General features: G+C 59.6%; 24 protein-coding genes, 1 tRNA gene and 1 pseudogene. 5 read left to right on the top strand and 21 right to left on the bottom strand.

The window, feature by feature from the left end; all coding sequences use genetic code 11:
- Positions 1 to 321: 321 nt before the first annotated feature.
- Positions 322 to 1,242: an IS3 family transposase gene (locus IDM48_RS11355; protein ID WP_310886190.1), complete on the bottom strand. Its 921-nt coding sequence runs from the start codon at positions 1,240 to 1,242 to the stop codon at positions 322 to 324.
- Positions 1,243 to 1,362: 120 nt separating this feature from the next.
- Positions 1,363 to 1,582 (bottom strand): annotated as a pseudogene (locus IDM48_RS11775) (hypothetical protein).
- A gap of 62 nt (positions 1,583 to 1,644) precedes the next feature.
- On the opposite strand from IDM48_RS11775, the gene IDM48_RS11350 reads away from it, so the two are divergent.
- Both IDM48_RS11350 and IDM48_RS11345 read left to right on the top strand, forming a co-directional pair.
- The gene (locus tag IDM48_RS11350) at positions 1,645 to 3,189 is read left to right on the top strand and encodes a type ISP restriction/modification enzyme (RefSeq protein WP_202939944.1); all 1,545 of its coding nucleotides are present in this window, start codon (positions 1,645 to 1,647) and stop codon (positions 3,187 to 3,189) included.
- Positions 3,190 to 3,258: 69 nt separating this feature from the next.
- The gene (locus tag IDM48_RS11345) at positions 3,259 to 3,495 is read left to right on the top strand and encodes an antitoxin (protein ID WP_144691027.1); all 237 of its coding nucleotides are present in this window, start codon (positions 3,259 to 3,261) and stop codon (positions 3,493 to 3,495) included.
- 552 nt (positions 3,496 to 4,047) lie between these two features.
- Here the strand turns inward: IDM48_RS11345 and IDM48_RS11340 are convergent.
- Complete coding sequence (locus IDM48_RS11340) at positions 4,048 to 4,998, bottom strand: replication protein RepA (RefSeq protein ID WP_099299418.1); 951 nt, start codon at positions 4,996 to 4,998, stop codon at positions 4,048 to 4,050.
- Positions 4,999 to 5,109: 111 nt separating this feature from the next.
- Between IDM48_RS11340 and IDM48_RS11335 the strand changes: the two genes are divergently transcribed.
- Complete coding sequence (locus IDM48_RS11335; protein WP_202939943.1) at positions 5,110 to 5,253, top strand: hypothetical protein; 144 nt, start codon at positions 5,110 to 5,112, stop codon at positions 5,251 to 5,253.
- Between the two features lie 65 nt (positions 5,254 to 5,318).
- On the opposite strand, the gene trxA is transcribed toward IDM48_RS11335, so the two are convergent.
- The 18 genes from trxA to IDM48_RS11245 all read right to left on the bottom strand — a co-directional run bounded on the left by trxA (position 5,319) and on the right by IDM48_RS11245 (position 19,873).
- Complete coding sequence (trxA, locus tag IDM48_RS11330; protein ID WP_099299417.1) at positions 5,319 to 5,642, bottom strand: thioredoxin; 324 nt, start codon at positions 5,640 to 5,642, stop codon at positions 5,319 to 5,321.
- Positions 5,643 to 5,736: 94 nt separating this feature from the next.
- Positions 5,737 to 6,351, bottom strand: a complete 615-nt coding sequence (locus tag IDM48_RS11325; protein ID WP_180965366.1) for a CueP family metal-binding protein — start codon at positions 6,349 to 6,351, stop codon at positions 5,737 to 5,739.
- Between the two features lie 120 nt (positions 6,352 to 6,471).
- A complete protein-coding gene (locus IDM48_RS11320) occupies positions 6,472 to 7,413 on the bottom strand; it encodes a cation diffusion facilitator family transporter (protein WP_151148006.1) in 942 nt (313 codons plus the stop codon).
- Between the two features lie 2 nt (positions 7,414 to 7,415).
- Entirely contained in the window at positions 7,416 to 7,799 is a 384-nt protein-coding gene (locus IDM48_RS11315; RefSeq protein ID WP_228008270.1) for an ArsR/SmtB family transcription factor, read from the bottom strand.
- A gap of 146 nt (positions 7,800 to 7,945) precedes the next feature.
- Positions 7,946 to 8,019: transfer RNA gene (locus IDM48_RS11310), tRNA-Cys, on the bottom strand.
- A 15-nt stretch (positions 8,020 to 8,034) separates the two neighbouring features.
- Positions 8,035 to 8,553: a carboxymuconolactone decarboxylase family protein gene (locus IDM48_RS11305; protein ID WP_202939942.1), complete on the bottom strand. Its 519-nt coding sequence runs from the start codon at positions 8,551 to 8,553 to the stop codon at positions 8,035 to 8,037.
- Positions 8,554 to 8,787: 234 nt separating this feature from the next.
- Complete coding sequence (locus IDM48_RS11300; RefSeq protein WP_473938815.1) at positions 8,788 to 9,192, bottom strand: DUF8185 domain-containing protein; 405 nt, start codon at positions 9,190 to 9,192, stop codon at positions 8,788 to 8,790.
- Positions 9,193 to 9,525: 333 nt separating this feature from the next.
- A complete protein-coding gene (locus IDM48_RS11295) occupies positions 9,526 to 9,831 on the bottom strand; it encodes a metal-sensitive transcriptional regulator (RefSeq protein WP_070478524.1) in 306 nt (101 codons plus the stop codon).
- 10 nt (positions 9,832 to 9,841) lie between these two features.
- Positions 9,842 to 12,079 carry a heavy metal translocating P-type ATPase gene (locus tag IDM48_RS11290; RefSeq protein WP_070478523.1) on the bottom strand — a complete coding sequence of 746 codons (2,238 nt, stop codon included), beginning with the start codon at positions 12,077 to 12,079 and terminating at the stop codon, positions 9,842 to 9,844.
- A gap of 63 nt (positions 12,080 to 12,142) precedes the next feature.
- Positions 12,143 to 12,751: a YdhK family protein gene (locus IDM48_RS11285; RefSeq protein WP_070478521.1), complete on the bottom strand. Its 609-nt coding sequence runs from the start codon at positions 12,749 to 12,751 to the stop codon at positions 12,143 to 12,145.
- Positions 12,752 to 12,848: 97 nt separating this feature from the next.
- On the bottom strand, positions 12,849 to 13,178 hold the full coding sequence (gene fdxA, locus IDM48_RS11280) for a ferredoxin (protein ID WP_070478519.1): 330 nt from the start codon (positions 13,176 to 13,178) through the stop codon (positions 12,849 to 12,851).
- A gap of 89 nt (positions 13,179 to 13,267) precedes the next feature.
- Positions 13,268 to 14,452: an MFS transporter gene (locus IDM48_RS11275; protein WP_144690930.1), complete on the bottom strand. Its 1,185-nt coding sequence runs from the start codon at positions 14,450 to 14,452 to the stop codon at positions 13,268 to 13,270.
- A gap of 3 nt (positions 14,453 to 14,455) precedes the next feature.
- The gene (locus IDM48_RS11270; RefSeq protein WP_070478515.1) at positions 14,456 to 15,601 is read right to left on the bottom strand and encodes an FAD-dependent oxidoreductase; all 1,146 of its coding nucleotides are present in this window, start codon (positions 15,599 to 15,601) and stop codon (positions 14,456 to 14,458) included.
- 47 nt (positions 15,602 to 15,648) lie between these two features.
- Complete coding sequence (locus IDM48_RS11265; protein ID WP_083290896.1) at positions 15,649 to 16,002, bottom strand: metal-sensitive transcriptional regulator; 354 nt, start codon at positions 16,000 to 16,002, stop codon at positions 15,649 to 15,651.
- Positions 16,003 to 16,069: 67 nt separating this feature from the next.
- A complete protein-coding gene (locus IDM48_RS11260; protein WP_070478513.1) occupies positions 16,070 to 16,321 on the bottom strand; it encodes a YHS domain-containing protein in 252 nt (83 codons plus the stop codon).
- An 83-nt stretch (positions 16,322 to 16,404) separates the two neighbouring features.
- A complete protein-coding gene (locus tag IDM48_RS11255; RefSeq protein ID WP_070478511.1) occupies positions 16,405 to 18,675 on the bottom strand; it encodes a heavy metal translocating P-type ATPase in 2,271 nt (756 codons plus the stop codon).
- Between the two features lie 47 nt (positions 18,676 to 18,722).
- Positions 18,723 to 19,664 carry a hypothetical protein gene (locus IDM48_RS11250; RefSeq protein WP_070478510.1) on the bottom strand — a complete coding sequence of 314 codons (942 nt, stop codon included), beginning with the start codon at positions 19,662 to 19,664 and terminating at the stop codon, positions 18,723 to 18,725.
- Positions 19,664 to 19,873, bottom strand: coding sequence for a heavy-metal-associated domain-containing protein (locus IDM48_RS11245; RefSeq protein WP_070478508.1), 210 nt, complete (start codon positions 19,871 to 19,873; stop codon positions 19,664 to 19,666). The genes IDM48_RS11250 and IDM48_RS11245 overlap by 1 nt, the downstream gene beginning before the upstream one ends.
- Positions 19,874 to 20,247: 374 nt before the next feature.
- Here IDM48_RS11245 and IDM48_RS11240 point away from each other — a divergent pair, with 374 nt between their 5' ends.
- Positions 20,248 to 20,517, top strand: coding sequence for a hypothetical protein (locus IDM48_RS11240; RefSeq protein WP_136649424.1), 270 nt, complete (start codon positions 20,248 to 20,250; stop codon positions 20,515 to 20,517).
- 682 nt (positions 20,518 to 21,199) lie between these two features.
- Positions 21,200 to 22,681 carry a replication initiation protein gene (locus tag IDM48_RS11235; protein WP_168615670.1) on the top strand — a complete coding sequence of 494 codons (1,482 nt, stop codon included), beginning with the start codon at positions 21,200 to 21,202 and terminating at the stop codon, positions 22,679 to 22,681.
- Positions 22,682 to 23,699: the final 1,018 nt, after the last annotated feature.

Here is a 23,699-nt window from a genome sequence, read left to right as displayed (position 1 = left end):
AAAATACAGCGGCAAGGCCTTCATTAAGCTCAAAGTTTTCTATTGCCGAAGCGAGGTTTAATCCGTTAGCGATTGTTGGTTTCAGCAAGTCTTAAACCTCATCGCCGTCCGAATCCCTATCTTCTGCGTGAGATCTGGATTTACTTTGGTGTCTCAGCACCGAACGCATATACACACAGGAGGTACAACATCATCAAAAAGCCATAATGAGTTAGAGCATCAAGAACAACATGGAAACTTTGAAGAGGATCTGTGAACATTTACTATCCTGTAAGGATAGTTAACGACAGGTCTAAATATGAAGTGCCCCGGGTTTTGTTCCTAGGCGTTTGCCTTGATTTCTATTATTGCTTGCGGCGGGTGCTGGTCCCAAAATTCGGTTTCCACTTCGACCGGGGTTCGGTATCCCAAGCTTTGGTGAAGCCTCGTCTCGTTCCACCATGACACCCACTCAAACGTCGCGATTTCCACCTCGACAACCTCATCCCACCTGCGAGTATGGATCAGCTCGTTTTTGTAGGAACCATTAACGTTTTCCGCCAGCGCATTGTCATAGGAATCCCCGACAGTTCCGGTGGAAGCGGCAATCCCGTGCTGGGCAAGACGCTCGTTGTAGACAACGCTGACATACTGCGAGCCGTGATCCGAATGATGAATGAGACCTGTTGTTTCCTCAGCAGACGCGATCGCCTGGTTGAGAGCTTGCAGCGGCAACGCTTCGGTGCGCATGGAATCTGATAACGCCCACCCAACGATCCGTCGGGAGTAAACATCGGTGACAAACGCGGCATACACAAAGCCTTTCTTCGTGCGCACGTAGGTAATATCAGCCACCCACAGCTTGTTCGGGCCTTCGGCTTTGAATTCTCGCTCCACCAAGTCCGGGCGCAAATCCGGCCTTTGAGGTGTGCGAGTGGTCATAGGCGAGCGGCCTTTGCCTTTGCCTGATACACCGGCTAGACGCATCAGCCGCGCGGTTTGTTCACGACCGATATCGATTCCGTCACGATGAAGAGCATGCCACATTTTCCGCACACCGTAGATGCCGTAATTATCCCGATGGATAGCACTAATGCGTTCAACCAGCACAGCATCACGAAGGCGGCGAGCACTTACCCCACGGGCCTTGGACTGACGATACCCACGCGAGGTGATGAACCCACCAGCGCGGTTATTTTTCAACGTCTTACAGATGAACTCGACAGAGAAACGATTCCGGTATTCATCGATGAACCGGATCATTTCCGACGTTTTGGACCTGGTTCCGACGCGAAAAAAGCTGAGGCAGCCTTTAAAAGTTCATTGGTGTCGCGTAGCTCTTGATTTTCACGGCGAAGCCTCGCGTTTTCGGCGGCCAGATCTTCAGGCACGGGTTCTGGGATGTTTCCCGCACGGCGGGCCTGCCAAAGTCCATTGACGGGCTGTGTGCCATGACACCCCCAGCTTTGGGGCTACTGCCTGGCACGCGGCTTGCATCGACATATTTTCCGCCAAGATGCGGTCCTCTACAAGACGGACCACACGATCCTTCGCATCCTGGTCAAATTTTCTTGGCATATTCCAGATTTTCCCATCTACTCAAACGGAACAAAACCTGGGACACTTCAAGCGACCGGATATCTTAACGGCCCTGGGTTTAAAGGCATGCGCGAATGGATACGCCGTAATACCTCACGCGGTTGGATTATTAATCTCACCCCAGAAGGCATGCAACCACCTGCAAAAAACGCCGTATTTAACATCGAAACGCCCGTAGGTATCGGCCTTTTTATCCGCAATAAAGAAAACGACGAAGCCGAACCAGCTGAGATTAAATACATCGACCTACATGGCACTCGGGAAGAAAAGTTCAGTGAACTCAGGGACCTTGACCTCGACAGTGACAGTTTTCAAGACACTGGTGATAGTTGGGACGCTGGATTTACTCCTAAAACTAATGAGCAATGGGGACATTACCCAGCGCTCAACGATATGTATCCATGGACTGCGCCTGGGGTTAAACCAAACAAAACCTGGGTGTACGCACCAGAACGCGCCATCCTAGAGCAGCGTTGGGATGAACTCATACAAGAAACAAGCCTGGAGAGAAAACGAGAATTATCCAAAGAAACTAGCTCTACAAAAATTGATGCTTCAAAATCTCCTTTACCTGGTTTAGATACTGAACAAGACACTGGACACCCCTTGGTCAGTGTGGAGTGGCCAAGCCGCCCAACAATCGTTGAAGTGGGGTATAGGTCTTTTGACCGCCAGTACATCATTGCCGATAGTCGTGTCCTGGACAGGGCAAGGCCAGATCTATGGGCGGCACGCTCTTCAGAACAAGTATTCCTAGTTGAATTTCATTCGCGTCACCCCAAATCTGGCCCTGGCCTTATGTTTTCTAGCTTGATCCCCGATATGAACAGCTTCAAAGGAAGCGACGGTGGGCGAGCGCTTCCTATGTTGCACCCTGATGGTCAACCTAACGTTGCTCCTGGGCTGCTAGCAGCATTATCGGAGCGCTTCGGTAGAGAGATTACGGTACAAAAACTTACTGCTTATATTGCAGGTATTTCCGCCCACCCTGGATATGTAGAAGCATTTGATGAAGAACTGCATTATAGCGGCAATCGTGTGCCACTTACCGTCGATGTAGAGCTGTGGGATAAGGCTGTAGAAATTGGTCAGTTCATTATCTGGCTACATACTTTTGGCGACCGTGGGCACGCACCGAATAACGCAAAGAGTCTGTTTGATGTTGAAAGCACGCTGCCGCTGCCAACCTATGACACTGCCGTTGGTGTTGGAATGCCGGACGATGTTACCTACGACGAGACAACCCAAACTATTTATCTAGGCAAGGGCAGCTGGTCGAATGTGTCACCAGCCGTGTGGAACTACACAGTGGGTGGAAACTCCACAATCAAATCCTGGGTAGGTTATCGCCGTAAAAAACCTAAAGGCAGAAAGTCCTCACCACTCGATGACATCATCACCACAAGCTGGCCGACACAATGGTCAAGACAGTTTCACGAACTGCTAGTTACGCTTACCCATTTAATTCAGCTCGAAGCTGAACAGAAGGAACTCCTGGAGCAAATCATTGCTGGCGAACAACTAACTAAAGACGAATTAGCCTTTCATGGGGTGCAGTGGCCAGCAGAAAATAAAGATCGGAAACCACACTTTCCAGGCGATCTATTTTAAAATTCTGGCTATTAGACATTTGTTCGAAAGCCAGGAGATTATGTCGAAGCAGTGTGCAACAATAACGTCATGACTCGCCCAATTGATGAGCTGTTGCGCCAAGCTGGTGTGCCGTCGTTAGGGTCAAACAACGGCACACTCAGTGGTGGAGAGATGGCAATCGCACGTATTGTCAGTGCTCTGCGAGCAGATTGGGACAGGCTCGATGGTCAACAACAACGTGCGCTTATTACAGCGCTGGAAGCGTCCACACAGGCCACCGAAGAAGCCGAAGCATTCGTGCTGAATCAACTCAAGAAGCACTAAATCGCTCAAGCCCTGCCTGAGGGGCTAGAGGCAGGGCTTGAGTGTGACAGTGACCGTCCGGGGGGGGGAGGGAGCGGTCTACAAACTATTCTGCGGAGCTTCGACAAAAGTAACAAGGGCGTGCCCACTCCAGTGAGCATTGACAGTAAGGATGAAATTATTGGGGTTCCTTTGTGAGAGTTCTCTTTAAAGATTCTTTGGTTATCTGTAGTCCTGGAGGCTGTGGTCAGTGAGTAGTCCAGGTTGTCTCGGTGGCAACCAAATCTTTGATTTGGGCGGCAGCACAACCGAACGTTAGTGAGGGCGTGAGCCACGATGGAATCTTATTTACTAGTTAGCGTTAGCGTTGACTGGTTGGTTTACCCCTGCTGGATATAGTTCTACAGTTTATAGTTATAAGCGACCAGGGGAAATAGATAAAATCCCAGTTCAAGCCCTGTGGATAACTGCTTGGATATTGGTAAATATGCGCAGCCGTATTGGTAAATATGCGCAGCCTGACCAGGGCATAAAGAAAGCGCCCACAAGGGGGCGCTCACTCGTTGATGAGTATTAATCCAGCTGCGGACGTGGCGGTTTTTTCTCAACTGAGGGAGATGTCTTAGTGACGGTGACTCCATCGAGGTCGGCTTTTATTCCACAATTACGCCATATCGCCTGAACATCGTGGATGGCTTTCTTGATTTCGTTGCGGAAGTTCACCCAGTCTTGCCCTGATACTAGCTCTTTGGTGGCGAAGCTTTGTGCCATCATGTCCCAGGTAAAAAGGTAGGAGTCTCGGTTGTTTTTGCTAAGCCAAAACTGCTTGACCGTTAGCCAGATATAAATGTCCATTGACCGTGGCTTGGTGAGCTGGCGTAGTACAGCAAGGTCGATAGGGATGGGGGCTTCGACAATGTGCTGGAAAAATTGTGGCGTGAGTTTGATGTAGGACTCGATGAAGCTTCCCTGATTAGGGTCGCGTGCATCAAACCATAAGTCCCATTCATCCATAATTTGAGTGTGTTTACCACGTGCGCGTACGCCATCGTCCTCTTTGACGGTCACGCGAGCATCAGCCAGGCGCAATAATTGCTCGCGGATATTGGCCAAGTTCCCTGTTGCGCCACCTGTGCCGCGTCCAGTTACTCCGATGGCTTGGAGGAAGTGGTTCATGGAGTGTCCGAGAGGGATGCGGACTGCTTGCTCAAGGTCTATTTTGCCTGCTTTGAGCTTTCCTGCGTTTTCCACGGCACGGGTGACGATGTAGGCCATGATTAGTCGGGGATATTTGCCGTAGGGCAATCCTCCATCGGCGTAGACAACGATTCGGCCTTGTGCTGTCTCTATGACTCGTTTTTCTTCGTCGGTCTTGCGGTATGGAAATAATGCTTGGACGAAGAGTTTGGATGTGTAGCCAATGTCTTGGGCGTTTATAAGTTCTTTTGCTTGATTAACTTCTCGGTCTTGGGCAGTCTTTTGGGCTGCTTGAAGCTGAGCAATTTTTTCTGGTGGCAGTGCCATGGAAGAATCCCTTTTCTGGTGACACTGCTTAATTTCTTGCAAACCGTGTATTTGGTGTATATGAACGAGGACAGAGGGCCACGCCCGTCGCCGGAGTTCGTGGAATGGCTTATGGATCTGCCAGTCAGATGGATTACCGACACGATGGGCGGACTGACTGCAAATCAGCAGAAGACCGCCTTCGGTAACGGGGTCCTGCCACTTCAAGCGCTCGTTGCACTGCGCAGTCTTGCATTACGTATGCAATCACGCTGAGTCGGGCGACCATCAACTGCCGCGCAACGGTCGGCGGAGTTCGGGAACGGTTCGACGGCCGAGCCTCAGATAATGCCTTCGAGGCGTTGCTCGATCTGCGGCTTCGGCATCGCCCCAATGATCTCGCGCACGATTTCACCCTTGTCGAAGACCTTCATCACAGGGATCGAACTGATGTTGTAGCGTGAGGCGATGTCGGGGTTCTCGTCGACATTGAGCTTGGCGATGAGGAGCTTTCCATCCTGCTCAGCTGCAATCTGGTCCAGGACCGGCGCGATCGCACGGCACGGGCCGCACCAGGCTGCCCAGAAGTCCACGAGAACGGGGACCTCGCTCTGGAGCACAACCTCTTCGAAGGCCTGGGTGTCGACGGTGGTGACTTCGCTCATGGGACTGCTTTCCTTCCTATTACACGTCGCGTGCGATAGACCGCGCGCACATCACAACACCCTACCCGGTGGGGGTATTCCCGTGGTGCTAGTTTTAGACCAGTCGCATCGTGGTCAGGCAGGTTTGCGCATCGTCGCCGACGGTCGAAAGTTCGGAGGTGACGGTCTGGCCGTCGTGGGTGATCGAGATCGATGTCTCGATGCCTCGGGGCAGCCAGATCCCGACGAAGCCGTTGTCGAGGGTTCTCAACTCCTCGTCGACGATCGTCTCGCCGGTCGTCGCATCCGTCACCGTTACGGCCACGTCTGCGTTGCGCAGCTCGCCCAGGCATCCGGTCGGGCTGTGGTAGTAGCAATCATGGGTCTGCGACCGATACGGGGCAACGGATACGTAGATCTCGTCACTGGGCAACCGCACCTCTGTCGCGTGCTCGTGCTGATCAGTGAGCGTGACCATCTCCGCAGTGATCGACGTGGTCAAGGTCTCCGTGCGATCGTCCAGCGGGATCGCATCGAGCGTTTCGACCAGCTCCCGCACGTCGAGGCCTTCGAGACCATTCTCGACAAGAATCTCGGCTCCGCTGGCCGAGGTGGCTGAGGGTGAGTCGTTGGCGGCCGCGCATCCGGTGAGCAGGAAAGCGCCGATCACGACGGTGGTTGCAGCGGTTTTCTTCCCGCCGTACTTCGGCAATGACCTGAGGTTTTTCATGGGATTCCTTCTCGTGCCTGCCCGTGGTGCCAATTGGCCATAGTACCCCATAGGGGTAGTGCCTACCTGTGTGATGCGGAAGCGCCCCGCCCGGTACGAGCCCGGGAGGGGGCGCTGCGTTCAGTCGTGCTTGCTGACTTCCGGTTCATGTTCGGCAATGTGCTCGGTCTCGATCTGGAAGGTTGCGTGATGGACGGAGACCTCGAAGTGTCCTGCGACGCAGTCTTTGATCTCTTGGAGCATCTGGGCGGCATGACCGTCGGTGAAGCATTCGTCGTCGACGACGACGTGGGCGGTCAGGGTCGGTAGGCCGGTCGCCACAGTGGAGGCGTGCAGATCATGAACATCCTGGACGTGGTCGAGTTCGAGGATGTGTGAGCGGACTTTGTCGAGGTCGAGGCCCTTAGGAGTGAACTCCATGAGGACGCCGGTGGTCTCGCGCATCAGCTTGAACGCGCGAGGCACCATCAGGGTGGCGATGAACAGTCCGGCGATGGCGTCGGCCTGCATGAACCCGGTCGTGGAGATCACGATCGCCGCGATGATCACTCCGAGTGAGCCGAGGGCGTCGTTGAGGACTTCGAGGAACGCGGCACGCATGTTGAAGTTCGAACCGCGGCTGGAGGCGAGGATGGTGATGGCGATGATGTTCGCGACCAGGCCGATGATGCCGAAGATCAGCAGTTCGCTTGCGGGCACCTCCGGCGGCTCGAACAGTCGCCGGATTCCTTCGATGGCGGCGTACGTGCCCACCACCAGCAGCAGTGCCGACTGTCCGAGGGCTGCGATCACCTCGATACGTCGGAACCCCCAGGTGCGCTTGGAGTTGGCGGGCTTGAGCATCAGCGTCCCGGCGATCAGTGCGACCAGTAGGCCGACGGCATCGGTGATGGCATGGGCGGTGTCGGTTAGCAGTGCGAGGCTGCCGGTGATGACCGAGCCGATGGCCTGGGCGACGACGATCGTCGCGTTGATCGAGAATGCGATCCAGAGTTTCTTGCGGAAATCTCCAGGGTGCCCGGTCTCGCTGGCTGCGGGGCCGTGATTGTGTCCTGCGCCCATGTCTACTTCTTCTCCGTATCTGTCGCGTGGTGGGTATGTGGGAGTCGCAGGTGCGTGCAGAGCAGGGCCTGCGTGCCGGTGGCATCGAGGAGGCATTCGGCAGCGGCGACGAGGGTACGCAGGAGTTCGGGCTGTGTCAGCGAGTACCAGGTGGAGCGCCCTTCCGGGCGCATCGTCGCCAGGCCGCACTCAACGAGAAAGCCGACATGTTTGCTTACCGTGGACTGGGCCAGGCCCATGTGCTCGACCAGATCGCGGACCCGGTGCTCGCCCGAGGCGAGGTGCTGCACGATCGCCAACCTCGTCGGTTCTGCAAATGCCTGGAACAGGTGGGCGTACGCTGCTGTCGCCACCTCGTCGAGGGTTGCCCCCTCTTGTTGATTCATAGTCATATAGCGATTATATCGCTCTATGACGATATTGTCGAGTGTGATCTGTCGCTCGATGCGAAATGAAGCTCAGAGGTTCCGGCGCGCCCGAGGGTGGACTGCCCGCTTCCTGCGACGCGTGCCTTATTGGATTCGGCGGAAAGTGGAGGTGCCTACGGGACTCGAACCCGTGTACAAGGTTTTGCAGACCGCTGCCTATCCTCTCGGCCAAGGCGCCAAGTCGCCGGCAAGATCAGTCGCCCGGCGTGAGGCTGGCAACCAGGTTGAAGGCGCCGGTGAGAATGTTCAGCGACACGACCCCGACGACATCAGAGATCTCACGGTCGCTGTACCCGAACCCCCGAAGCTCGTCGATCTGCTCGTCGGTGATCGACGCAGGCTCACGGTAGACCTGGAGGCCGAGCGCGATCATCGCCGCGACCGGGCCGGTCATCGCCGTACCCTGCTGGGCGAGTGCGATCTCGTTATCGCTGACCCCGAGTGATCGTGCCGCGCTGATGTGCGAGGCCAGGCACATTCCGCATCCTTGCTGCGACTGCACGGCGATCGAAACGAGCTCGCTGACCTTGCGGTCGAGCTTGGCGCGACGCATGGCTTTGCTCAGCTGGAGATAACCGCCGAGCACCGCCGGGGAATGCGCCATCGTCGAGACCATGTCTCCGACCTCGCCGTGCCGCTCGACGAGATCGCCGAGCAAGTCTCGTGAGCTCCCCACTGCGGTCTCAGGGGTCAATCGGGAAAAACGGGGCATAATGCCTCCTTAGTCAGTTTGGTCGCGAGTTCGAGGTTGAACCCGCAGGGATGCGTTCCTGCTGCTGATGCCCGGCATGTACACCGGTCAATAGGTAGAAGTCGCCGGACTCGCGTTGCTGCCGACTCACGATCCCGGCCGCATCCAGGTGCGGTGTGTCATACGTGGCGTGCGCGTGTTCAGCCTCTCTCATAGTCACCAATCCTACCCTTTACCCCTATGGGGTATCAAGTATTATCCGATTGGTTTGAAGGACTCGGAGACGCGTGGCCGGGTGCGGCGGATTGAGGTGAGGCCAGAGACGACGGGTCCGCGCAGGAGTACGTGTCCAGTCGGAAGGGTCAACCGCGTCCAGCGGCCGGCGGTGGAGATCGCGGCCTCTCCTTCGGAGCTGAGGAACCCGAAGACGTAGGCGGCGAACGCGACGCCTTGTGGCAGCGACGCGAGGGCTGTGTCCGGGGTGCCCCAGACCATGCCCCGGATCTTGCGGGCGACATCGTCGCCGGGTTTGTCGGGAAGTGCTTGGGCCACGGCCTCGATGCCGGCACGGACGCTACGCATCAGCGTCAGACTGGACACGTCCGCAATGTATCTCCACCCGTGTTGTGGGGGTTCGACGCTGGTCCAAGCGGGTGCCAGCGAGGTCTCCGGCAGTTCGAGGGACAGGGGGTCGACGGTCGCGGTCAGGGTTTCGACGGTGACGTCGCACTGCAGCTCGGGGTCGGAATGGAGCGTGCGAAGGACGAGGATCGTAGGGGTGCGGTCGAGCGGACCACGGGGCGTTGGTACACCGCACTCATGCGCAGCAGCCCGGCCGCGGCCTGCAAGCGCACGCCGTGGGCGCCGGCTCGCCTGGCCCGTTGAGCGAAAGTGGGCGCATCGCGGGCGGACGGCGTGTCGGTGAGGATCAGGCGTGGAGGGCGTCGTGAGGGCTTCCCGCCGTGTCCTGGAACGCGGCCTCGGGGTCCGGGATTAGGAGCGGACGAGTCGGTTGATGGCGTCGGTGGCTTCCTGTATCTTCTCGACGGCCGCCTCGTCGCTGAGCTTCGCTGCGTCGAGCACACAGTGCTTGAGATGATCGTCGAGTAGACCGGTCGCGACCCCCTGGAGGGCGCGGGTCAGGGCGGATACCTGGGTGAGGATGTCGATGCAGTATTTCTCTTCATCGATCATCTTCGCGATCCCTCGGGCTTGACCCTCAATGCGCTTCATACGGCCGAGGTAGCGCTCCTTGTCGTTGATGTATCCGTGCTGATGAGAATCGGTGTCGACAGACATGGGCATGTCCTTACTTCTGGCGTTCCAGGACGGAACGCGTGCTGGCTTCGGGTGTGAGGTCGATGCGCCGCAGGAGTTGGGCGTTGAGCGCGACGACCACGGTGGAGGCCGACATCAGGATCGCGCCGATCGACATTGGCAGGACGAATCCCACCGGTGCCAGGATGCCGGCCGCAAGCGGCACGGAGATGAGGTTGTATCCGGCGGCCCACCACAGGTTCTGCTTCATCTTACCGTATGCGCGTCGTGAGAGCTGGATGATGGAGAGCACCGACCGGGGGTCGGAGCTGGCCAGGATCACCCCGGCCGAGGCGATGGCGACATCGGTGCCGGCGCCGATCGCGATGCCGACGTCGGCCTGGGCCAGTGCCGGGGCGTCGTTGACGCCGTCGCCGACCATGGCGACCTTCTTGCCCTCGTGCTGCAGTTGGGCGACCTTGGCGGACTTGTCCTCGGGGCGGACGCCGGCGAAGACGCGGTCGATGCCGAGCTCCCGTCCGACCTCGTTCGCCACGGCCTCGGCGTCGCCGGTGATCATGACGACCTCGACGCTCAGGGCGTGGAGGGCGTCGACGGCGTTGCGGGATTCGGGGCGGATCTCGTCGGCGAGCTTGAGGCCGCCGACCACCTGGCCGTCGCGGAGGACGTGCAGGATGATCGCGCCCTCAGAACGCCATTCCTCGGCTGTGCCGACCTCGTGCTGGCCGGTCTCCTCAAGCAGCCGGGGGCCGCCGACGCGGACCTCCTGGCCGGCGACAGTCGCGGTGACTCCGACGGCGGGCGAGGATGAGAAGCCGCTGGCCTGCTGAAGGGCGAGGCCCTTGTCCTTGGCGGCGGCGACGATGGCCTTGGCGAGCGGGTGCTCGCTGTCGGCCTCGGCCGAGGCCGCGAGGGCGAGGACCTGGTCGGCGTCGAGGTCGCCGGTCGGTTCGACGCCGGTGACGGTGGGCTCGCCCTTGGTCAGTGTGCCGGTCTTGTCGAAGAGCACTGCGTCGACCTGCCGCATCGACTCCAGGGCGAGGCGGTCCTTGACCAGCACGCCGCCGCGGGCGGCGCGCTCGGTGGCGATGGAGACCACGAGCGGGATCGCCAGGCCGAGGGCGTGGGGGCAGGCGATGACGAGTACGGTGATGGTACGGACCACGGCCTCGTCGGGCATGCCGATGAGCGTCCAGACGACAGCGGTGACCAGCGCCGCGCCGAGAGCGAACCAGAACAGCCAGGCCGCGGCCTTGTCGGCGATCCGCTGGGCGCGGGAGGAGGAGTTCTGGGCCTCGGTGACGAGCCGGTTGATCCCGGCCAGGGCGGTGTCGTCGCCGGTGGCGGTGATTTTCACCCGCAGGCCGGAGTCGGTGGCGACGGTGCCGGCGGTAGCTGTCTCGCCCTCGCCCCGAGAGACCGGGCGGGACTCGCCGGTGATCATGGACTCGTCCATGTCGGCGCGGCCGTCGACGATGGTGCCGTCGGCCGGAACGCTGCCGCCGGGGCGCACGATCACGACGTCACCCACAACGAGGTCGGCTGGGGCCACCTTAACGACGTTCTCGCCCTCGACGCGCTCGGCCTCGTCGGGCAGCAGTGCAGCCAACGAGTCGAGCGCCGAGGTGGTCTGGGCCAGGGAGCGCATCTCGATCCAGTGGCCCAGCAGCATGATCACGATCAGCAGCGCCAGCTCCCACCAGAACTCCAGCTCGTGATGGACAAGCCCGAGGGTCGCGGCCCAGGAGGCGAAGAAGGCCACCGTGATCGCCAGAGCGATGAGCAGCATCATCCCGGGCTTGCGGGACTTCAACTCGCTGACGGCGCCGGTGAGGAAGGGCCTGCCGCCCCAGACGTACATGACGGTGCCCAGTACCGCGGCGACCCAGCCCGCCCAGCCGGGGACCTCGTAGCCCAGCAGCATGGAGAACATCGGCGAGAGGGTGACCGCGGGGATGGCGATGACGAGGTTGATCCAAAACAGCCGGCGGAACTGGCCAACGTGGTCCCCGTGGCCGCCATGGCCGCTGTGATCTCCGTGGCCGCCATGGCCGCTGTGATCTCCGTGGACACCGTTCTCATCGAGGCCCGTGTGGTCTGAGTGCTGCCCGTGGTTCATGGCGTGGCCCTGGTGTCCAGTGTGCTGGCCCTCGTGCGTGCCGTGCGCCTCCGCCGAGGCGTGTGCGGACACAGACCCGTGGTGATGCTCGCCGTGAGCGGGTGCATCGGTTCCGTGACCGTGGTGCTGGTGTGAGTTCGGGTCCGTCATCGTTCTTCTCCTTCGTCATCGAGCCATGCCGCTCACCCGGTCGCCGGGCAAGCGAACGTCGGCTCAGGGCGCTGGTTGGATCTCGCTCTCGACGACCCACTTGTGGTTCGTCATCTTCATGCCGTCCGTCTCGTAGTCGACCATGTAGACCGTCTCATCGGTGGACGAAGCGATGGTGGCCCTCGCGCCCTCCATGCCCTCCATGTGCTTGGCGAGCAGCGTCACCGCTGTGCCATCGGTCAGGCGCTCGTCGCCGGCATCCTCGATTTCTTCCTGCACGACCCACTTGTGGTCCGTGACGGGGTCGCCGCCACCTGCGTTAGTGTAGTTCACGGAGTACGTGTACGTGTCGAATGCGCCGGAGATCGTCGCTGTCGCACCGTCCATGCCTTCCATGTGGTCGGCCGTGAGCTGTACCTCTGTGCCGACCGGGTATGTGGGGTCACTGGCTTCGGCGATACCCTCGGGTGCCGGTCCGCCGTCCATCGGGTGCTCCATCGAGTGATCCATTTCCTCATCTCCGCTTTCTGCATTGTCGCCGCCGTGGCCCTGCTCCTCAGTAGCCGAAGGGTCGGTCTGCTGGTCTTCGTCTGCTCCGCTGCTGCAACCGGCGAGCACGAGTGTCACTCCGAGCACTCCTGCTGCCAGCCCTGCTCGCAGTCTCCTCTGCATGTCAGCTCCTTTCATCATGACACCTACCCTATACCCCCCAGGGGTACTAGTCAAGGATTGCGCGTTGTACCGGCGTGAATCGATCGAATTGTCCTTCTCAGAGGGACTGCTCATGTTGGATGGGCAATGCGGCGATGAGGGGATGGTCGAAGCCCGCCGGTCCGATCTTCGCGGCTCCACCGGGAGAACCAAATTCGTCGAAGAACTCGACGTTGGCCTTGTAGTAGTCAGACCATTCGTCGGGCAGGTCGTCTTCGTAGTAGATGGCCTCGACGGGACAAACCGGTTCGCAGGCTCCGCAGTCAACGCATTCGTCGGGATGGATGTAGAGCGAGCGTTCGCCCTCGTAGATGCAGTCGACAGGACATTCGTCGATGCAGGCGCGGTCCTTGACGTCCGCGCAGGGAAGCGCGATCGCATAGGTCATGGCTGCTCTTCTTGGTCGGGTGCGGTTCGGCGGCGAGAGTCGGTGGGGAGTTCGGAGAAGTCGTCAGTCTCTGCCGGATCTGCGGCCGGCTAAGGAATGCGCAGGCGTAGGACGGTGGCTGCAAGGCTGAGGGCGATGATGATCGCACCGAGGACTGTCATCGTTCCTGACAGGGTGAGTACCGGCACGAGCAACCCGGCGACGATGGTGGGCACGCCGAATGCCAGGTAGGCGACCGTGTAGATCACAGCCATCACGGCGGCGCGTTCCGACGATGCCGTGTGGGGCATGAGTGTGCGCAGCACCCCGAGGAACGCTGTGCCGAACCCGGAACCGACGATCGCGACCGACACGACGTAGGCCGGGTAGGAACCGAGTGCGAGGGCGACGATGCTCGCTGCGGTGCCGAATGCCAGGGCGCTGGTCGCATACAGGCTGATGGTGCGGGCGGAACGCCGCTGCAGGACGGACGAGGCGGTGATTCCGGAGATCGCCAGTGCGAAGATGACGATGCCCGCGTGGGTGTGCGTGGAGCCCCCGAGCTCACTGCCGACGAGGCCGGCTCCGAGCGCGAGGAAGAGTCCGTTGGTCGCCCACCCGGCGATAATCGCGGGCACACCGGCGGTGAACATGCGGCGCAGGTGCAGTGGCACCATAAACCGCGGGCGGAGGTCGCCACGTCGTATCCGGGTCTTGGGGACCAGTTCCGGTGTGCTCCACACCGTCGCTGCCACGGTGAGGAAGGCGAGCACGAGCGGGCCGAAGACCGCAGCTGTCGGTTCGGGGGTGAGATCGAGGAGCAGCGCAGCACCGAGTGCCCCGGTCCCGAGACCGATCATCGGCCCGATCGTGTTCCACAGGGCTGCGATGTTCGGATGCGACGGCGGCTCGAAGTCGATCATCATCGCCGACAGGGCCGGGATGAGCAGACCCGCTGCGAGTCCTTGCAGAGCGCGGGCGACCAGGAGTGTCGCGAGGCTGTCGGCGAACCAGAACATGGCCAGGCTGAGTGCCAGCGCCAGGGAACCGGCGGTTACGACCGGACGTCGGCCGATGTGATCGGAGAGCGGTCCGAGGTAGAGCAGCGCGGCCAGGAGGGTGAAGGTGTAGACCGCGAATACGAGTGTGGTGGCGACGGGGACGAGTCCGAGCTGTTCTGCGATCTGGGGGTAGAACAACGACGGCGCGCTGGCAGCCGCCATCATGAGAATGGTCGCTGCCATCGCGAGCGCGAAACCCCGCCGCGGGATCTGCCTCGTATAGTCGCCCGCCATCGTCTATGCCTGCAGGCCGTGGAGCTGCTGACCCCACTGGTAGACGGTGCCGACCGCGTCGATGCCGGTGACGCCGACGACGGTGCCGTCGGTCTCGTGGCGCACGATGAACTCCTCGCCGGCTTCCACCTGGGCGTCTGCACCAGCGGTGTACCCGACTCCGGAGATCATCTGACCGTAGACCAGCGCCATGTAGGGGCTGCGCGGCAGGTAGGTGCCCGGATCGTCGCTGATGTCGAGGTCGTGCAGTGCGGCCTGTGCGGCGTGCGTGCCCTGCGCGGCGGCGTCTTCCCAATGGTCGATGCGCCAGACGCCCAGTGCTTCGTCGTGATGCGTAGCTACACCTCCGGCGGCGTAGACGTGGTCTGCTGCGGCACGGAGGCGATCATCGACGTCGATGCCGTTCGTCCACGGCGACGGGGCTGCGGGCGTCGTGCCGAGCGCAACGAGGAGTAAGTCGGCCACGATGCGTTGATCGTCGTCGAGGGTGATGGCAACACCGGATTCTGTTTCGTCGACATGCTGGAGAGTGCGACCGAATCGAGTCTGCACCTTGGCGGCATGGTCAGCGGCGAGGCGCTCAGCCACCGGCGCCCCAAACGCTCCGATGCCGGGAACAGAACTGCGAGAGACCAGCATGACCATGTGTCCGTCGGCTTGCAGCGACGAAGCGGTCTCGGCTGCGATGATTCCGCCGCCATAGATCGTCACTCGCGCCGGCCGTGCCAGGCTGGTCAGCAGATCGCGGATACCCATGGCATCTTCCAAGGAGTGCAGAGCAGTGACCCGGCCTTGTCCGACGTCGTCGCCTTCGAGTACACCCGCGGGCAGAGAGCGGGGCACGCTCCCTGTCGCGACAATGAGCGCGTCGTAGGAGACCTGCGCGCCGGAGGTCAGTTGGACCCGCTTCGCCGTAGTATCGACATCGAGCACGGTGTCGGCGATGACCTCAATCTGAGGTAGCGGGAGCTTGATCATCTCCGGCGGGGTCGGGCCGAACGCGATTCCTTTGATGAGCATTCGCGTGTAAGGCGTCTCCCCGGTGCGGGTCACCATCGTCACCCGGACGTCGTCACGTGTGGCGAGAGTGCGGGCGGCTGCGGCTCCGGCTGCTCCTGAACCGAGGATGAGGACGTGTTGTGTGGTCATAGGGAAACTCCTGGGCTGCAGGTCGTGATCGATTTGGTGTGCGGGCGTCAGGAGCGAACGAGACGGGCGATGGCCTCGGATGCCTCGCCGAGCCTCTGCTCGCTGACTGGTCCACCGGCGAGGGCGGCGTCGAGGACGCAATGCTTGAGGTGATCGTCGAGCAGTCCGAGGGCGACGTTTTCGAGTGCCCTGGTGGCTGCGGAGATCTGGGTGAAGATGTCGATGCAGTAGCGGTCCTCATCGATCATCCGATCGATGCCGCGGATTTGGCCTTCGAGGCGCCGCAGGCGATTGCGGTACGTCGCCTTGTCGCTGATGTATCCGTGGACGGACGGATCGCCGTCGCCTCCCGCCGGGCAGGTGTCGATGTGAGGTTCGGTCATTGAGGTCGGGGTGGTCATGTCGGTTCGCTCCGATCAGGTGCCGGGGTGCCGCAGCGGTGCCGCGGCACCCCGGCACGCTGGTGGATTACGCCATGTTGGCGGCGTATTTGGCGGGGTCCGAATCAAATGCGGGGCCGCAGCCGGCGCAGCAGAAGTAGTAGCGCTCGCCCTTGAAGTCGCGGTAGAGGCCGGCGGCCTCGGCGGTCTTCTTGCTGACCGGGGTGCCGACCATGACCGGGCAGGTGGTCATGTCATCGGCGCCCCCGCCGAGCAGGTTCTCGCGTCCACCGTTCTCGGCGGCGGGGTTAGTCTCGTTCGTGCTACAGCAGTTGCTCATTTTCTGGTGTTCCTTCTGTATCGGATTCGTATGGATGGGTGGGTTCTGTATCGGATTGGTATGGATGGGTGGGTTCTCGTTCGTCACTTCGTGGCGACGCTCTTGAACCCGCGCAGGCGGAGGCTGTTGCCGACGACGAAGACGCTGGAGAACGCCATCGCCGCGCCTGCGAGCATGGGGTTGAGCATGCCCAGCGCTGCGACTGGGATCGCGGCGGTGTTATAGGCGAATGCCCAGAACAGGTTGGTCTTGATCGTCGAAAGTGTCTTCCGAGACAGACGGATCGCGTCGACCGCGGCCCGCAGGTCGCCGCGGACCAGGGTGATGTCGGAGGCCTCGATCGCGACGTCCGTGCCGGTGCCCATCGCCAGGCCCAGATCGGCCTGCGCGAGCGCGGGGGCGTCGTTGACGCCGTCGCCGACCATCGCGACGATCTTGCCCTCGCCCTGGAGACGGGTGACGACGTCGACCTTGTCCTTGGGCAGCACCTCGGCGATGACCTCCTCGATGCCGACCTCGGCGGCGATCTGGCGGGCCACGGCCTCATTGTCACCGGTGAGCAGCACCGGGGTCAGGCCGATCTCCTTGAGCCCGCGGATCGCCTCCGCGCTCGTGGGCTTGACGGTGTCGGCGACGACGAGGATGCCGCGCGCAGCACCGTCCCAGCCGATCGCGACGACCGTCTTGCCTTCACCCTCAGCTTGAGCCTTCGCCCGTGCGACCTCCGGAGAGAGCTTCTGTGACCAGTCGGCCAGCAGCGACTCGCGTCCGACGACGACCGGGGTGCCCTCGACGATGCCCTGCACGCCCTTGCCTTCAACATTGGCGAAGTCCTCGGGCGTGGGCAACTGGCCGACTTCCTGGGTGGCGCCCTTGGCGATCGCCTGCGCGATCGGGTGCTCCGAGGAGTCCTCCAACGCACCCGCGAAGCGCAGCAGCTCGGCACGGTCCACACCGGATTCGGTGATCACATCTGTCAGGGTCATCTTGCCGCTGGTGACGGTACCGGTCTTGTCGAGCACGACGGTATCGACCTTGCGGGTGGACTCCAGCACCTCTGGGCCCTTGATGAGGATGCCCATCTGCGCCCCGCGGCCGGTGCCGACCAGCAGCGCGGTCGGAGTCGCGAGTCCCAGCGCGCAGGGGCAGGCGATAACGAGCACGGCGACCGCTGCGGTGAACGCGGCGGCGACGGGGAATCCGGCTCCCAGCCAGGCGCCGAGGGTGATGAACGCGACGACGATGACGATCGGCACGAACACGCCGGAGATCGTGTCAGCCAGACGCTGCACCTCGGCCTTGCCAGTCTGCGCATCCTCGACGAGCTTCGCCATCTGCGCAAGCTGCGTGTCCGAACCGACACGGGTCGCCCGCACGACAAGGCGGCCGCCCGCGTTGACGGTGGCACCGGTGACCGAGTCGCCCTCGCGGACCTCGACCGGTACGGACTCGCCGGTGAGCATGGAGGCGTCCACCGCGGAGGAGCCGGAGACCACGATGCCGTCGGTGGCGATCTTCTCACCCGGACGAACGATGAACTCGTCGCCGACCTGGAGGTCAGAGGTGGGGATCTTCACCTCAACGCCGTCGCGGAGCACGGCGACTTCCTTCGCGCCGAGCTCCAGGAGGGCGCGCAGCGCGGCCCCGGCCTGGCGTTTGGAGCGCTTCTCGAAGTAGCGGCCGGCGAGGATGAACATCGTCACGCCCGCGCCAACTTCGAGATAGATGTTCGCCGCGCCATCCGAGGGAGCGATCGTGAACTCGAACGGGTGCGTCATCCCGGGTGTGCCAGCGGTTCCGAAGAATAGTGCGTAGACGGACCACAGCAGTGCGACCGAGGTGCCCATCGAGATGAGTGTGTCCATCGTCGCGGTACCGTGCTTGAGGTTCGTCCATGCGGCCTTATGGAACGGCCAGGCTGCCCAGATGATCACCGGGGCGGCAAGCGCGAGTGAGGCCCACTGCCAATATACGAACTGCAGTGCGGGGATCATGGCCATGGCGATCACGGGAACCGTGAGCACAATGGCGCCGACTAGCCGATGGCGCAGCGAGGTGAGCTCAGTGTCTTCCTCCTCCCCGGCCTCGGTCTCCGACGTGTTCGCCGTGGTGCCCTTGGGCTTGGGCAGCGCAGCCGTGTAGCCGGTCTTCTCGACCTCGGCGACCAGCAGGCCCGGATCGTAGCCGGCAGGCACGGTGACCTTGGCCTTCTCGGTGGCGTAGTTGACCGTGGCCGCGACGCCCTCGAGCTTGTTCAGCTTCTTCTCGATCCGGTTCGCACAGGAGGCGCAGGTCATCCCGCCGATCTCCAGCTCGATGTCCGGCCCACCGATGGGGGGCGCTAATGTACTCATCCTCTTCCTTCTCTCTTCATCTCTCGTGCGACGCCAGGCCCTGCGGGTCAGTGGCCGCCGGTATGCGAATCGTCTGTCTGCGAGCCGTCACCATGCTCGGCGTCGATCACGAACTCGGCGGTGTGCACCTGCCCATCGACCTGGAAGTCCAGGTAGAGCAGGTAACGGTCGGCGGTCGGGGCCTCCGCTGCGAATCCGATCTCGGGTCCGGCCGTGTCCCTGGCCTGGGGCTCGTCGCCCTCGGCGTGGACGTGCAAGTAGGCGAGGTCGCCTTCGCGCAGCGCCACCAGGTGGCCAAACGCGCCCAGGTAGGGCTCCAGCGTGGTCACCGGCTGACCGTCGCGCTCGACCGAGATGGTGAGCTCGCTTGAGGTGCCGGCGGTAAGGTCGCCATTCAGGGAGACGGTGTATCCGTCGACCTCGTCGGTGGTCTGTGACTCGGTCTCAACAGGGGCGAAGTCGCCCGCCACCTCGACGGCGCGAGTCAGGGTGATCCCTTCGGCTCCCTCGCCCTCGGGTGTGAAGTCGGCGTACACGCGGTAGGTGCCCGCCTCGTCCCAGGTCCACGGCACCGACCAAGTGCCTGTGCTCGTGTCAAGCTCGGGGTGCACGTGCTGGAAACCAGTACCATCGGTGCGAACGGCGATCAGATGCAGGTCCTTCTCGTGCGCGGTAGTGTACTCGGTCACCGCTTCGCCGGACTCGTCGAGGATCTGGAAACTCAGGTCTCCATCCTCGCCTGCAGCCGTGGGAGCCTGGACTGGGGAAAGTACGAAGCCGTCCGCGCTTGCGGAGACCCCGTTCAGAGTGGGCTCCGCAGTTTCTTGCGCAGCGCCGCCGTGTCCTTCACCGTGTGTGTTCACGTCACTTCCTTCTGCCCATGCTGCTACGAAGCTGTCAGGAATGACGGCGCCGGCAAGGCCGAAGGCCCCGCCGAACGCCACCACCAGCCCGGCCCCGTAGAGCGCAAGCCGTCCTCCGGCCTTCATCAGACACGCACCGCCGAGTAGCCGGCCTCCTCGACCGCCGCGAGGACCTTGGCATCGTCAATCTCGCCCTCGGCGGTGACGTTAAGCTTGCCGGTCTGCGCGCTGACCTGGATGTCCTGGACGCCGGGGATCTCACCGACTTCCTCGCGGACCGACATCTCGCAGTGCCCGCAGGTCATGCCCGTCACCTGGTAATTGTTCGAAGCCATTATGTATCCTCCTTGTGTCTCTGTAGTACCCCTACCGGGTACCTGTACAAGTCAACAGTATACCCCTGGCAGGTATTCCGCAAGAAGGGGGTGGTCGTATGAGCCACATCGCACGCGTGCTGCAGACGATGGCTGGAGCGTCCGACATGCGCCTCGTGGCGAAACGATGCTGCGGGGCGACCCGCTGGACGGTGTCGCTGCGCGTCGGAGAGTAGTGGTCCCGGTCTAATGAGAACCGTGGACTTCCTTGCCACGTCGGCGAAGGCAGTGACGACCGGTACGGGCCGGACACCACCAAACACCGATCAGTCGCTGGTGCTCATGGTACGAAGCCGGCCATGTCAACTGGATTCGCAGGCGTTCGAGATTGGTGAGTGGAACAGACGAATCCCAGCTGGAGTGCTCAGTTACGCCGGAGACAGTTAGCAGCCCCTGTGCAGGCATTAGTCAGGAAAAATAACCCCTCACAGGTTGCTGGCACTGACGCTTTTAAAAACAAAGGGTTCGGCGCACTCGTGCAGGCGGCCCGGGAGTCTCAGGAAGTCTTCGAAACCATCACGGCAGATCCAGGCAACCTCAATAAGTTCCTGGAGGTGCTAGCGCACATGATTGTCGCCGCCAAGGACGAGCAGCAGTCAAAGTAATCATCACGATAGGCACCCTGTATTAGTGATTACCGGTAGGGGTGCCCTCATCTAGTAGTTACGTGGCGAGAACGGATGATTACCGTAGGAGTTGCACTCTTAGTACTCTGAAGTGTTCGTATTCGATTGACTCAGAAATCATTAACGAGTTCTAGCCCTGCCTGAGGGGCGAGAGGCAGGGCTAGAACTTATACATAGTGGCCGTTCGGGGGGAAGCAGCCTATAACCATTGTGCGGAGCTTCGACAAAAGTCACAAGGGATTGTTCACTCCAGTGAGCATTGGCAGTGAGGAAGAAAGTACTGGGGTTTATCTATGTGGTTTCTCTTTAAAGGCTCTTTGGTTATCTGTAGTCCTGGAGGCTGTGGTGCTTGGAGTAGTCCTGGTTGCCTCGGTGACAACCAAGCCTTTGATTTGGACGGCAGTACACATGAGTACCGCTAACCCCTATGATCCATAGTCGATGTCTTGTATCTATGCAGGATACTCTGCGGTTTTAGCATTTGTTGCAATATATTTCAAACACTGTTACTGCAGGTAAAACATATCTTTATGTGTGTCTCGCACAAAATGACAGTCATGTGTTTTACAGTTGAGAGATACTAAAGACGAAAGAAGGCCACTCGGCGGCAACCAAGTGACCTTCGCTTATCACCCAGTAGTAGCTGGGGGAAAGCATGTGCATGATTCTATCTAATGATTCCTCTCCGGGCACTTTGACCGGTGCGCGTGTTGGTACGCCATCTAGAGTGCGCCAGGATTGCGCAGGTCTAGATGATACTCCGGCAAGTCAGCTTGACCGGGAAAAACTTCTCCAGCATCTTGGGCGTGATGCGCTACACGGTTCTATCAGCCGTGACTTTCAAAGTGCTTACCGTGTCGTGGTAGATGAAGAAACCGGTAAGAAGCGCAGCGTTCCGAGACTTTATCGCACTGATTCGGAGAAACTCGGTCGATGTGAATACGTCATGCTGACGAATAAGCAATATTCTGCGGTTATGGTTATTGATGTTGACCAGCCCGGAGAATCTGGAGGCCATCCAGTTCATCTCAATGCTTATGTTAAAAGCGTTATCTTCGCCCTTGTCCAGCGAGGCATTGGGCCAGCATGGGCCGGGATTAATCCGCTAAGTGGTAAAGCTCAGTTTATTTGGCTGATTGACCCGGTGTATACCGGCAAAAATAAGCATTCCAGCAATATGGAGCTGCTAAAAGCTACGAGCCAGGAGTTAGGCGCTCTTCTCGCACATGACCCGCACTTTGCGCACCGTTTTAGTCGTAGTCCTTTTTATACTGGTAAGTCAGTAGAGGCATATCGCTGGTATCACCAACACGATCGCGTCATTCGCCTCCAGGACTTTCTAAGGCAGGTGCGTGAGATGGCTGGACACCCTCAGTACGGTAAAAACATGCGTCAGCAATTTAGCTCTGGTCGTGAACTCATCAATGCAGTGAAGGCTCGTCGAGAAGAAGCCCAAGCCTTCAAAGCTCTTGCAGAAGATGTTGAAAACGAAATAGGCGCAGGACTTGATCAATATGACCCAGAACTGATCGACGGCGTCCGTGTCCTTTGGATTAGTCAAGGGTGCGCGGCCCGTGATGAAACGGCGTTCCGCCATGCTTTAAAGACCGGACACCGGCTCCGTGCTGCTGGACAACGCCTCACCGATGCGGCCATCATCGATGCCTATGAGCATGCGTACAACATTGCGCAGCACGTGGGCGCGGCAGGACGGCGTAGTGAGATGCCGCCTATGCGTGACCGCCAGACGATGGCTAGACGCGTTAGAGGCTATGTTACCCAATCTAGGAACAACGCATACAGCGGTTCTCATGCGCCTAGAAAGACGAGCAGTAGCGAACGCAAAGCATTAGCCACTATGGGGCGTAAAGGTGGCCAGAAAGCCGCACAACGCTGGAAAACAGATCCACAGGGCGAATATGCGCAGCGCCAGATCCAGAAACTTGAAAAGACACATAGGTTAAAAAAAGCACAGGGACGTTCGACGAAGTCGCGTATTAGTCAGATGGTCAACGACCAGTACGTACAAACAGGAACCCTTCCTTCTTGGTTAGAGATTGAGAAGGAAATCGGAGTATCCAGAGCGACGGTAGCGAGGCATGTAGCAGCGCTCAAAAAGAGTGGAGATTATCCAGAGCTTTAGGGGTCTCATACCGTAAGCAATATACGGTTCCCCTGCCGGTAGGCAGGTAGGTAAAAACCTCACTTAAGAAAATCTTGAGAACTAGAGTAAATAGGAACTTTTCCTTCTTGGTTAGAGATTGAGAAGGAAACTGGAGTATCCAGAGCGACGGTAGCGAGGCATGTAGCAGCGCTCAAAAAGAGTGGAGATCATCCAGAGCTTTAGGGATGCAATGCCGTAAGCAATATATGGTTTCTCTGCGCAGCAGTAGAGGTGGACTGCTTCTCATCTTTGCACGACACAAAAATCTCGGACGTTTGTATAGTCTCTGCGGCAGTACTCGCTGTCTGGTTGACGGCGTCATCCCACTAGGCATGCTGCGTTCAGCATGGTCCAGCGGATGATTGCTTGCAAGGCTTCAATGCGCGGCGGACTCGCTACTTAGTGGCGATAGTCCCAGCCAGGGTGTGTTCGGTATAAGCGCGAGGGCTATCGACCCCCATGGGGGGTGCCCAAGCAAAGCCAAGACAACAGCACCATAGTCAGAGAACCCAATGTGCGCATTTTGCTTTTCAGGTTTCAAAAATGCGCACAAAATGCGCACATTGGAAAATCATCATAAGTACAGGTCAGATGGTGTAAATAATTGATAAGTTTTTATAATGTATGTTATTTGAAATAAAAAGCGCACATCAAATACCTATTACTACCTGTGCTTATTATAAAATGTGCGCATTTTCAGTGAAAAATAGCTAACCCTATATACGAGAGAGACATTTTCTTTAAAAGATCGCGATCACGTACGTGTTACGTATAAAGGTTTCAAGAAAAATGCGCACATCGGCCTAAAATGCGCACATTGTTGTCTTACTGCAGCTCAACGCTACTTTTTTATGTGCGCATTTTTCTGCGTTCTGTGCGCATTATTCTATTCCCCCAGGTCAGATGTGCGCATTTATGTGCGCATTTTTCTAGAGTATAAACCTCTGTGCGCATTTTCTTATCAAGAAAAGTAAAATGCGCACATAAAAAACAAGCC

It is taken from the genome of Rothia amarae, from assembly GCF_014705945.2.
GTDB lineage: Bacteria > Actinomycetota > Actinomycetes > Actinomycetales > Micrococcaceae > Rothia > Rothia amarae.
Note: the sequence above shows the minus strand (reverse complement) of the source record. Positions and strands in the feature narration are given on the sequence as shown.